Genomic DNA, 9,845 nt, shown 5'->3' on the forward strand with positions numbered 1-9,845 from the left:
GTTCGAGAATGCCCGATCGCCGCGACCGGATAATCGCGAAAAACTTGTCATCACTTGTCGGCTGTGGTGAACAATCGGCCATGGACCGATTTGACGCCATGCGCCTGTTCGTCCGCCTCGTCGAACGGCAGAGCTTTACGGCTGCGGCTGCCGACCTTGGCATTCCCCGCTCGACGGCGAGCGAGGTTTTGCGCGGGCTCGAGGCGCGGCTGGGCGCGCGCCTGCTCGAACGCACGACACGGCATGTCACGCCGACGCTCGACGGCGAGGACTATTACCGCCGCTGCGTCGCCATCCTCGCGGAGGTCGAGGAAGCCGAAACCACGATGCGCGATGCGCGACCGCGTGGCTTGCTGCGCATCGACGCACATCCTTTGCTGACCCGCACTTTCATCTTGCCGCACCTGCCGGAATTCCTGGCGCGCCATCCGCAGCTCGACTTGCAGATCGGGCAGGGCGACCGGCTGGTCGATCTCGTGCGCGAGGGCATCGATTGCGCGATCCGGTCGGGAGAGCCCGAGGACAGCGGGATGATTTTGCGGCGCCTCGGCACCGTCGAGGAAATCACGGTGGCGAGCCCGGCCTATCTCGCCAGCCACGGCATGCCCGCGACGCCGGATGCGCTCGACGGCCATCAGATGGTCGCGTTCATCTCCTCGCGCACCGGCGATGTTTTGCCGCTGGAGTTTTCCGTCGCCGGCGCGCTGCGCAATGTCGTGTTGCCGAGCCGGGTTCGCGTCAATAATTCCGACACCATGGCAGATCTCGCGCGGCTCGGCTTCGGCCTGACGCAGGCGCCCCGCTATCGCTTCGCGGCGGATCTCGCCAGCGGTGCGCTGGTCGAGGTGCTGGCTGGCTATCCACCGTCGCCGACGCCGCTCTCCGCGCTCTATCCGCAAAACCGCCAGCTCGCGCTCCGCCTGCGCGTCTTCCTCGACTGGATATCAGGCATCTTTGCTGAGGCGAAGTTGTAGAGCTTCGTAGCCCGACAGGCAAAAACACCCGAACAGTCGGTCAATCCACTCTACCGGAATTCGGAAACGGCGTCGTTGCGAGCGCGGCGGAGCAATCCAGAAATATCCGCGGAAAGATTCTGGATTGCTTCGCTGCGATCGTATTGACGATGTTGGAACAATCGCCCGCCTCTTTGTGAGTTGTGCCTGCGCCACGAGCCGCTACCATGTGACCGCTCCCGACCACGGGACGCACAGCGAGCGGAGGCGACATGAGCGGGCAGGAACGCAAGGCAAAAGGATCGGACCTGTTTGTCGCGGCGCTGGAGAACGAGGGCGTCGATCGCATCTTCGGTATCCCCGGGGAGGAAAATCTCGACCTGGTCGAATCGCTGCGCACCTCCAAAATCGAGCTGGTCCTGACCCGTCACGAGCAGGCCGCGGCCTTCATGGCCGCCACGCACGGTCGGCTGACCGGCAAGCCGGGAGTGTGTCTCTCGACGCTCGGCCCGGGCGCGCTCAATCTGTCCACGGGCGCCGCCTATGCCCATCTCGGCGCGATGCCGATGATTTTGATCACCGGCCAGAAGCCGATCATGAGCAGCCGGCAGGCGCGCTTCCAGATCGTGGACGTGGTTGCGACCATGAAGCCGCTCACGAAGCTCTCTCGGCAGATCATCAGCGCCTCCAGCATTCCGACCGTGGTGCGCGATGCCTTTCGCGTGGCGATGGAGGAACGGCCGGGGCCGGTGCATCTCGAGCTGCCCGAGGACATCGCGGGCGACGAAGTGCCGGCCGTCCCCGTGATCCCGGTCCATCCGATAGAAATTCCGGTCGCCCATCGCGCCGCGCTCGACCGCGCGGCCGAGATGATCCTCGCCGCAAGGCGTCCATTGGTGATGATGGGAGCTGCGACCAGCCGGCCGCGCTCGACCCACGGCATCGCCAGCTTCGTGCGGCGAACCGGCATTCCGTTTTTCACGACACAGATGGGGAAGGGCACGGTGCCTGGCGGCACCAATCTCTACATGGGCACGGCGGCGCTATCAGAGCGCGACTATGTCCACGACGCGATCGACGCAGCCGATCTGATCGTGGCGATCGGCCATGACCCGATCGAGAAGCCGCCCTTCATCATGGGGCCGTCGGGACCGAAGGTCATTCACGTCAGCTACACGCCGGCCAGCGTCGAGCTGGTCTATTTCCCCGACGCCGAGGTCGTCGGCGACGTCGGCCCGAGCCTGGAGCTGCTCGCCGACCGCCTCGAAGGCAAGCTGCCGCAGGCGGCGGCGCTGTTGCCGTTGCGCGAGGAGATCCTCACGCACATCGCCGACCGCGCCACCGAGGCGCGCTGGCCGCCGACACCGCAGCGCATCGTGCACGACATCCGCCAGGTGATCCCAGAGAATGGCATCGTCGCGCTCGACAACGGCATGTACAAGATCTGGTTCGCGCGCAACTACCGAACCCGCGTCGCCAACACGCTGCTGCTCGACAATGCGCTGGCGACGATGGGCGCCGGCCTGCCGTCGGCGATGATGGCCGCGATGCTTTATCCCGACCGCCGCGTGCTCGCGGTCGCCGGCGACGGCGGCTTCATGATGAACAGCCAGGAGATGGAGACCGCCGTCCGCCTCAAGCTCAATCTGGTCGTGCTGGTGCTGGAAGACAACGCCTACGGCATGATCCGCTGGAAGCAGGCCGTCGATCACTTCGCCGATTACGGCATGACCTTTGGCAATCCCGATTTTGTCCTTTACGCGAAGGCCTACGGCGCCAAGGGACATCGCATCGAGAGCATCGACAGCTTCGGCCCGACGCTCGATGCGGCCTTCAAGGAGGGCGGCGTGCATCTGGTCGTGATCCCGATCGACTATTCGGAGAATGTGCGCGTGCTGGTTGACGAGCTGCGGGCGCATGAGAAGTCAAAGGCGTGAGAACTGCGATCTCGCGCCCCGGACGCAGCGCCCCTTCGGCTCTGCGCAGCAACGCCAAGAGCGTTGCAGCGCGTCCGGGACACGAGAGAAGCAACCGTACTTCTGTCGAGCACCCCAATCCCCGACACTCACAATCACCCAACCAACCACAGGAATAAGACATGACTCGCGTTCGCTGTATCACCGAGATGGGCATGGGCGTTGACGTCCACGGCAGGGACGCCACCAAGGCGGCGAAGCGTGCGGTGTCGGATGCCATCAGGCATTCGAGCCTTGGTTTCTTCCGGATGATCGGGAAGACCGCGAACGACATGTTCGTCGATGTCACGATCGCCGTCCCCAATCCGGAAAGCGTGGACAAGGAAGCGGTTGCGAAGGAGCTGCCTTACGGCACGGTGACCGTAACTGCGGTCAAGGGCGGGCTGGAGATTCCCTCGGCCACGGAAGTGGCCAACGATCCTATCCTCATCGCCAACGCCGCCGTCATCGTCAGCTTCGACAAGGACTAGGCCGGTGTCCGACAGCGATGAGCGGCTACTGGATCGTCCGATCTGGAGCGCGCTGACGACCAGCCAGAAGCACCTGGCGGAGGGCGGCCCGCGCGCACGGCGCTATCCCGTGGACATGACACCGTTTGCCGACATGGTCGACATGTCCGAGGCAAGCTTCGCCGCGCTCGGTGATCTCCTGGCGGGCTCGCAGGTCGCCGCGCTGTTCACGCCGGAGCCGGTCGACGTTCCCGCCAATTTCAAGATCGTTCTGGCCGAGACCGGCGAGCAGATGATCGGCTCGCCGGCCGACAGCCCGCTGCGCGATGCCGAGATCGTCAAATTGGGCGCGGCCGACGTCGCCGCCATGATGGCGCTGACGGAGCTGACCAAGCCCGGTCCGTTCGCGTTGCGCACCCATGAGCTCGGCACCTTCCTCGGCATCCGCGTTGGTGGAGAATTGGTCGCGATGACGGGCGAGCGGATGAAGCCGGGCAAGTTCGTCGAGATGACGGCCGTCTGCGTGCATCCGGACTATCGTGGGCGCGGCTACGCGCAGGCGCTGCTCGCGGCGGTCGCGCGCCGGATCGAGGCGCGCGGCGAAATTCCGTTCCTGCACGTGTTTTCTCATAACGCCTCGGCGATTGCGCTGTACGAACGGCAGGGCATGAAGATCCGTCGCCGGCTGCACGTCACGGCGCTGATGAAGATTTGAGGGCCGATCGGACGGTCTTCATTTCCCGCGAAAGCGCGCTATATCCATCCCAACCATAATTTGGGGGAAACACATGGACGTCAGGACAACGGATTTTTCCGCCGCACGGACGGCGATGGAACGCTATGTCGATCAGGAGATCATTCCGGGTGTGTCCTGGGCCGTGCTCCGTGGTCATGAGGTGGTTGACCAGCAATGCGTCGGCTTTGCCGATCGCGAGGCGAAGACGGCGCTCCGGTCTGACCATATTTTCCGCGCGTTCTCCAACACCAAGATCTTTGTGACGTGCTCGATCATGCTGCTGGTCGAGGAGGGCCGCATCGGGCTTGATGATCCCGTCGAAAAATTCCTGCCGCAGCTCGGCAATCGCAAGGTGCTGAAGCAGGGTGCCTCGAGCCTTGCCGATGTCGAGCCGGCGAAGGGCCCGATCACGATCCGCCAGCTTCTGACCCACACCTCGGGCCTCAGCTACGGCATCTTCGATCCCGGCACGGTGCTGTTCAAAGGCTATAACGAGGCGCGCGTGCTCAACCCGCTCACGCCGCTGACCGACATGATCGACAAGCTTGCCGATTTGCCGCTGTCCTACCATCCCGGCACGGGTTGGGAATATTCGGTGGCGACCGACGTGCTCGGCCGTGTGGTCGAGGTTGTCTCCGGCCATGCGCTCGACACCTTCCTCAAGGCGCGCATCTTCGATCGCCTCGGTATGGTCGATACCGGCTTCTCAGTGCCCGAGGCACAGCAGGGCAGGCTGGTTGCACTCTATACCGGCGCCGACGTGCTCGATCCGATGAAGCCGGGCCTGACGCGGGCCGACAATCTGCCTTATCCGCAGGCCTATCGGCGGCCGTTTCCGCGGCTGTCGGGCGGCGGCGGTCTGGTCTCGACCTTGCCGGACATGCTGGCGCTGGTACGCGCGCTGCTACCCGGTCCGGATGCACTGCTGAAGCCCGATACGCTGCGGCAGATGATGACGAACCAGTTGCCCGCGGGCCAGACCATCCGATTTGCCAATCTCGGGCCGATTCCCGGCAAGGGCTTTGGTCTCGGCGGCGCCGTCACCTTTGCGCCGACGCCGTTCGATCCCCCGAATTCGACCGGCGAATTCCAGTGGGGCGGGCTTGCCGGCACCCATTGGTGGATTTGTCCGCAGGCCAACACCGCCGGCGTGCTGATGGCCCAGCGCCATATGGGCTTCTGGAACCCCTTCTTCTTCGAGTTCAAGCGTCTGGCCTACCAGGCGGTCGGGGGCTGATCGCGAAAAAATTGCCGGCGTCCGCGAATCCTTTCCGGCCTTCGCGTCCTCTTGATGGTCGAGGCATTTTGCTTCGGCTCATTTCGGAGGATGTGATGGCATTCTACAGGAAGAATATCGGCGGTCTGCATCAGGCGGTGCGGGTTGCGCTCGGAATTGCGGTTGCGATTGCCGCATTCGTGTATCCCGCCGGCGTCACGGCGTGGCTGGTGGCGCTCGGGGGCGCAGGCTTCGCATTGACCGGGCTCGTCGGCTATTGCCCGATGTGCGCGATGGCCGGGATCGGACGAGGAGGCGTGTCGTGAGTGCGGCGGCGATCTCGTCAAATCTGTTCGAGGCGGCCCGGCTCGGCGATCCCCAGGCGATCGCGTCTCTGCTCGAGACGGCGCAGCCGGATATCCGCCGCTACGCACGCGCCACCTGCCGCAGCTCGGCTGATGCCGAGGATGCAACCCAGGAGGCGATGTGGATCCTGTTCCGCCATGTCGGCACGATCCGCTCGCTCGTCGCCTTTTCCGCGTGGCTGTTCAGCGTGGTCCGCCGCGAATGTCTGCGGCTCGCGCGCAAGGCGGGCCTCGCGCCATCGATCGACGACGTTGAGGCGGAGGCTCTGCTGCTGTCGCGCTCCGAAGTCGATTTGCGGCTTGACGTGGCGGCTGCGTTCGAAGCGTTGCCGGCGCATTATCGCGATGTCGCGCTGATGCGGGACGTCAAGGAAATGACCATCGACGAAATCGCCGCCGCGCTCGGTGCGTCCAGGCAGACCGTGAAGGCGCGCCTGCATCGCGCCCGTGCCCTGATGCGCGAATATCTGACGAGGTGAGACATGACCGATTATCAAACGCCTGACGATCTGAAGTCTGTCCCGGCTTTCGTGGCGCTCGCGCCGGTCGAGGCCAACGCGTTCCTTGCGTTCAACCACGCGGTCGAGCGCAAGGACGGATTGATCCCGCCGAAATATCGCGAGCTGATCTCGCTCGCGGTCGCGCTCACCACGCAATGTGCCTATTGCCTCGACGTGCATACGGCGCAGGCAGCGAAGGCCGGCGCGACGCGCGAGGAAGTCGCGGAAGCGGCATTGATTGTCGCGGCCGTGCGCGCCGGCGGCACGCTCGGCCATGCGCTGCTGGCGCAGCGCTTGTTCGAGCGGCATCGAGACGAGGGAGAAGCATAGATGTCTAGTCGACGTCGGGACGCATGATTTGCCAAACTATCTCGGTCTCGATGGATTCCGCTTCGGCTGGGTCGCAGCCTGGATCGACGAGCGCGGCGATCACGGCTTTGATTATTCGCCGGGCCTGACGCGCTTGCTTGCGATGCCGCATGCGCGTGCGATGATCGACATGCCGATCGGATTGAAGCCAAGCGGCTATCGAGCCTGCGACTTGCGCGCACGCGAGCTGGTCGGCCCTGCGGTGTTTCTCGGTGCGCGCCGTGACCTCTGGACATTTCCGGACATGGCGGCAGCCAATCGCCACTATTGGGAGCGGGAAGGCAAGGGCAGGGGCGTGTCGGCGCAGCTCTGGAACATCAGGGACAAGATCAGGGACGTCGACGAGATCATGACGCCGGCGCGGCAGGCGACAATTGGCGAAGCGCATCCGGAGTTGATTTTCTGGAATCTGGCAGGGCGCGTCCGTCTCCCGAAGAAGACGTCGGCGCAAGGTCGTGAGCAGCGCATTTCGCTGCTGGCGCAACGCGGCTTCGCGCGCCTGGAGACATGGCTGACGCAGCGTCATGGCACCGGCATCGGCCGCGACGATCTCATCGATGCCTGTGCCAGCGCGGTCGCGGCCCGCGACAGCACACAACGTGTCGGCGGCGAGGAGGTCGATCCGCGCGGACTGCGGATGGAGATCAATTATTGAGGTTGCGGCGAGCTGCGCCTCGATTCGGGATAAAGTGGCAATTTGTTTGAGGCGTGCAGGAACTGTCGATAGTCGGCCCGCGTTCCCCGTGCGAACCGATGACGGAGAAGCTCGTGCGATGAAGGATGCCAGTCAGTTCGCGACCGCGATGCTCGCGCTCGTTTTCACCGGAGCGCTGCTCGTCACCGGGCAGCTCTTCATCGAGCAACGCGCTCAGCGCGATATCGCGTACGCCGCCAGGCATCTGCTGCGGCCCTTGTAGTCCGGCTTCGATGCATGATCACTGCTCGGCCTTGCGCCGTTCGACGGCTCGCCTAGATTAGGCGGCATCTCACGAACGAAGCCGGGGTCCCGATGCCTGATCTGTCCGCCTTTCCCATCACCAAGCGCTGGCCTGCCAGGCATCCGGAGCTGCTTCAGCTTTATTCGTTGCCGACGCCGAACGGCGTCAAGGTGTCGATCATGCTGGAGGAGATCGGTCTGCCTTACGAGGTCCACCTCGTCGACTTCGGCAAGGACGACCAGAAGACGGCGGAATTCCTCTCGCTCAATCCGAACGGCAAGATTCCGGCGATCCTCGATCCCAACGGTCCGGGTGGCCGGCCGCTGCCGCTGTTCGAGTCCGGGGCGATCCTGCAATACCTCGCCGAGAAGACCGGCAAGCTTCTGCCGGAGGACGCCGCGCGCCGCTACCAGGCCATCCAGTGGGTGCATTTCCAGATGGGCGGCGTCGGGCCGATGTTCGGCCAGGTCGGCTTCTTCCACAAATTCGCCGGCAAGGATTTTGAGGACAAGCGGCCACTCGAACGTTATGTCGGCGAGGCCAAGCGTCTGCTCGGCGTGATGGAGACGCATCTTTCCGGCCGGCAGTGGTTCATGGATGACGACTACACCATCGCCGATATCTCCATGCTCGGCTGGGTGCGCAATCTCATCGGCTTCTACGGCGCCGGCGATCTCGTCGAGTTCAGCCAGTTCAAGTCGGTCGGTGCCTGGCTCGAACGGGGGCTGGCGCGTCCTGCCGTGCAGCGCGGGCTGAACATTCCGGAGCGGCCGTAGAATCAGGTCAGCGCCTTATGCGTCATGTAGAGCGCCATCACCGAGATGAGGGCGATCATGACCCTGTGCAGCACCGCTTTGCTGACGCCGTTGGCCGCGCGTGCGCCGAGATCGGTGCCGATCCAGAGGCCGGCGAGAATCCCGACGATGGCCGGCCAGCCGACCATGAGCCCCTTGCTCCAATAGATCCAGGCCGCCGGAATGTTGGTCGGGATGACCGAGAAGATGAGGCTGACGAGTTGCGCCTGATGCTGCGGGACGCGTAGGCCGGCGGCGAGGCCGACGGTGATCGCGAGCCCGCCGCCGATGCCCATGAAGCCGGAGGAAAATCCGGCAAGCGCGCCGATGAGGAGCAGGGGGAGCCAAGGCAGTTCGTCTCGGTCGGCGGCCGCGTGGCTCCCGTCCTTGCGGTCGCGGCGCAGGATCAGAAGGGCGATCAGCGCGACGAGATAGACGACGTAGGTCCATTGCAGCACCGAGTCGGAGACCGCCGCCGCGGCGTAACCGCCGCCCGCACCGCCGATGAGAAATCCGAGGCCGATCCAGGCGATCCATTGCATCGGGCTGCGATTGCCGCTCTGCCAGTAGCGGCGCACGCCGGCGAGGCCAGTGGGCGGGACCTGCGTGATCAGCGACGTCCCCTGGGCGACATGCTGCTCCGCGCCGAGCAGCAGCACGGTGAAGACGACAAGCCCGCCGCCCGGGCTCGTTCCCATGAAGCCCGATGTCAGCCCGCCGACGAGACCGACGCCGATGCCTGCGAGGAGATCGTGGATCCAGGACATCGCTTACGTCCTGGTCCGTCGCTTGATGTCAGGCCTGGTCGTGCGAAATCCCTCGATCACGCCGCCGACGGCCATCATGCAGGCCTCGATGTCAAAATCCTCGCCCCAGCATTTCTGCAGCACGAAGCCCTGGAAGATCGCGATGAGCACGCGTGCGATCGCGTCGGCGTCGAGGTCGCGCTTGATCAGGCCGTCATGCTGGCCGCGCTCGACCAGCGCCACGATCAGCGCGCGCGGCATGTCGATGCCTTCGACGACGCTGGTGCGGACGCGGCGGTTACGAAGGGCCTCCGCCCAGCCGTGGATGCCGACGCGACGCCGCGCTTCGCCGGCGGGATCGGTGAGCCATTGCGCGTAGACGCGGATCAGCGCGTGGAGTCCTTCGATCGGATCACCCGATCCCTGCGCAACCGAGTTGAGCACGGCCTCGCGACGATGCCGGTCGTCGGCGAGCGCCTCGATCAAATCGTCCTTGCTCTGGAAGTAGAGATAGACCGCGCCGTGGCTCAAGCCCGACCGTTTGACGATGTCGGCCATGCCGGTCTGGTGGAAGCCTTGCTCGGCGAAGCAGGCGAGGGCCGCTTCGAGGATCTGCTGTCGCCTACCTTCGCGTTGCTTGTCGCTGATCTTGGGCATTTTGGCAGTCCATAAATAACTGACAGATCGGTCGTTTTGAGCGTTTGCCTGATACGGCCCCTATGAAGCTGGGCATTAATAAAAAACGATCAGTCAGTCATTTTTATTATCAAAGGCGATCTTGGTCAAGTCCAGACGGTCCGGAA

General features: G+C 64.4%; 13 protein-coding genes. 11 read left to right on the top strand and 2 right to left on the bottom strand.

The features are described 5' to 3' along the window. The first annotated feature begins 80 nt into the window (after positions 1-80). The 11 genes from ABIB95_RS04345 (at position 81) to ABIB95_RS04395 (ending at position 8,278) form a co-directional block, all read left to right on the top strand. Entirely contained in the window at positions 81-974 is an 894-nt protein-coding gene (locus ABIB95_RS04345) for a LysR family transcriptional regulator (protein WP_259257858.1), read from the top strand. A gap of 251 nt (positions 975-1,225) precedes the next feature. Then, entirely contained in the window at positions 1,226-2,890 is a 1,665-nt protein-coding gene (locus ABIB95_RS04350; protein WP_354179885.1) for an acetolactate synthase large subunit, read from the top strand. 161 nt (positions 2,891-3,051) lie between these two features. Then, positions 3,052-3,399, top strand: coding sequence for a Lin0512 family protein (locus ABIB95_RS04355; protein WP_354238023.1), 348 nt, complete (start codon positions 3,052-3,054; stop codon positions 3,397-3,399). Between the two features lie 4 nt (positions 3,400-3,403). Continuing rightward, positions 3,404-4,093, top strand: a complete 690-nt coding sequence (locus ABIB95_RS04360; RefSeq protein WP_354238024.1) for a GNAT family N-acetyltransferase — start codon at positions 3,404-3,406, stop codon at positions 4,091-4,093. 73 nt (positions 4,094-4,166) lie between these two features. After that, a complete protein-coding gene (locus tag ABIB95_RS04365; RefSeq protein WP_354238025.1) occupies positions 4,167-5,351 on the top strand; it encodes a serine hydrolase domain-containing protein in 1,185 nt (394 codons plus the stop codon). 95 nt (positions 5,352-5,446) lie between these two features. Beyond that, positions 5,447-5,656, top strand: coding sequence for a YgaP family membrane protein (locus ABIB95_RS04370; protein ID WP_354238026.1), 210 nt, complete (start codon positions 5,447-5,449; stop codon positions 5,654-5,656). After that, positions 5,653-6,174, top strand: a complete 522-nt coding sequence (locus ABIB95_RS04375; protein ID WP_354238027.1) for an RNA polymerase sigma factor — start codon at positions 5,653-5,655, stop codon at positions 6,172-6,174. The genes ABIB95_RS04370 and ABIB95_RS04375 overlap by 4 nt, the downstream gene beginning before the upstream one ends. A 3-nt stretch (positions 6,175-6,177) precedes the next feature. Further along, positions 6,178-6,525 (top strand): carboxymuconolactone decarboxylase family protein, encoded by a 348-nt coding sequence (locus tag ABIB95_RS04380; RefSeq protein WP_354238028.1) that lies wholly within the window; start codon positions 6,178-6,180, stop codon positions 6,523-6,525. A 28-nt stretch (positions 6,526-6,553) separates the two neighbouring features. Beyond that, positions 6,554-7,219: a DUF429 domain-containing protein gene (locus ABIB95_RS04385; protein WP_354238029.1), complete on the top strand. Its 666-nt coding sequence runs from the start codon at positions 6,554-6,556 to the stop codon at positions 7,217-7,219. Positions 7,220-7,337: 118 nt separating this feature from the next. Beyond that, positions 7,338-7,481 carry a hypothetical protein gene (locus ABIB95_RS04390; RefSeq protein ID WP_166095729.1) on the top strand — a complete coding sequence of 48 codons (144 nt, stop codon included), beginning with the start codon at positions 7,338-7,340 and terminating at the stop codon, positions 7,479-7,481. 92 nt (positions 7,482-7,573) lie between these two features. Next, complete coding sequence (locus ABIB95_RS04395; RefSeq protein WP_354238030.1) at positions 7,574-8,278, top strand: glutathione S-transferase family protein; 705 nt, start codon at positions 7,574-7,576, stop codon at positions 8,276-8,278. A gap of 2 nt (positions 8,279-8,280) precedes the next feature. Here ABIB95_RS04395 and ABIB95_RS04400 read toward each other — a convergent pair whose 3' ends face one another. Then, complete coding sequence (locus ABIB95_RS04400; protein WP_354238031.1) at positions 8,281-9,063, bottom strand: sulfite exporter TauE/SafE family protein; 783 nt, start codon at positions 9,061-9,063, stop codon at positions 8,281-8,283. A gap of 3 nt (positions 9,064-9,066) precedes the next feature. Beyond that, complete coding sequence (locus tag ABIB95_RS04405) at positions 9,067-9,699, bottom strand: TetR/AcrR family transcriptional regulator (protein ID WP_354117573.1); 633 nt, start codon at positions 9,697-9,699, stop codon at positions 9,067-9,069. Between the last annotated feature and the right edge of the window lie 146 nt (positions 9,700-9,845).

The sequence above is a fragment of the Bradyrhizobium sp. LA2.1 genome, assembly GCF_040547725.1.
In the GTDB taxonomy this organism is placed as follows: Bacteria; Pseudomonadota; Alphaproteobacteria; order Rhizobiales; family Xanthobacteraceae; genus Bradyrhizobium; species Bradyrhizobium barranii.